Here is a 646-nt window from a genome sequence, read left to right as displayed (position 1 = left end):
CCAGCGCTTTGGAGTACTTAATCCTTATCTCGTCGCTTCCGCCAGCCAGCTCCACGGCGTAGAGCCATAGCGACGCGTCAGACAGAAAGCCCCTGGCCGCGTCGACACTCCACTCCAGCTCAAACCACCCGCTCTTCCCGTCGGCCTTGGCGTACACCCTCTCCGGCGCATGACCCGCCTTCGCCAAGACGCCCAGCGCCAGCGCCGCCTTGTGGATGTGGGTTACGGGCCCAGTCTTCTCCTCATCTGTGGAGAATCTGCCTACCGCCAGCGTCACCTCTCCAGCCAGCTCCACGCCGCTTTCCTCCCTCCTAACAGCCGTCTGTATGCTTCCGTCTCCCATCACCGCGGCGGTGATGAAGACGGCCACGGCCTTCTCGTCGCCCTCCGCCGCCCAGAGGTACGCCGAGAGCCACGAGAGGAAGAACCGCGTCAGTGACGCGTTTTCAAAAGCCATCTCCCGCGCCACCCCGGCCCAGTACTTCTCTGGCCGCGTGTAATAGTCGAGGGTTTTTTTGACTTCTTTCGCCGCCTCCTCGTAAACTCTCCTCAGCTCATGCACCACCTCCTCAGCCACCCTCCGGGGATCTACTCAAGACCTCGGCGCCACAGCCTCTAGAGGCCTTTCTGGAACGGCTTTCCTCGA

Annotated in this window: 1 protein-coding gene; it reads right to left on the bottom strand. The window is 62.4% G+C overall.

The annotated features are described in order from the left end of the window. Positions 1-577, bottom strand: a 577-nt coding sequence (locus ACP5J3_RS15005) for a hypothetical protein (protein WP_428496409.1), incomplete at its 3' end; no start/stop codon positions are given. Positions 578-646: the final 69 nt, after the last annotated feature.

The sequence above is a fragment of the Pyrobaculum sp. genome (assembly GCF_049971835.1).
Classification (GTDB): Archaea; Thermoproteota; Thermoprotei; order Thermoproteales; family Thermoproteaceae; genus Pyrobaculum.
The sequence above is the reverse complement of the archived record's forward strand: the minus strand, read 5'-3'. Positions and strand labels throughout refer to the sequence as shown.